Origin of the sequence: Sulfitobacter sediminis (genome assembly GCF_040811725.1) — a bacterium.
In the GTDB taxonomy this organism is placed as follows: domain Bacteria; phylum Pseudomonadota; class Alphaproteobacteria; order Rhodobacterales; family Rhodobacteraceae; genus Sulfitobacter; species Sulfitobacter sediminis.
Genome location: NZ_JBFNXX010000272.1, coordinates 1 through 234 on the forward strand (window position 1 = coordinate 1; position 234 = coordinate 234).

The following is a 234-nucleotide window of genomic DNA, read 5'->3' on the forward strand; positions in this document are numbered from 1 at the left end:
TTTGTTTTTGTTTTGGTTTGTTAGTGTTCTTTTTTTTTGTGTGTTGTTCTTCTTGGTGTGTGTTTTTGTTGTGTGTGGAGTTGTGGTGGGTGTGTTTCTTTTTTTTTTTTTTTTTTTTTTTTGTTGTTTTTTTTTTTTTTTTTTTTGTTTGTTTTGTTGGGTGGTTTTGGGGGCTTTGCCGTTGGGTAGGCGTTTGGGTTTTTTCAACTTGTGGTGTTTTTTGGTTTTGTGCGG

At 33.3% G+C, this 234-nt stretch carries 1 protein-coding gene; it reads right to left on the bottom strand.

Going from position 1 to position 234, the window contains the following annotated elements; all coding sequences use genetic code 11:
• The coding region (locus AB2B41_RS24205; RefSeq protein ID WP_367880286.1) for a hypothetical protein at positions 1–234 on the bottom strand (234 nt) is incomplete at both ends.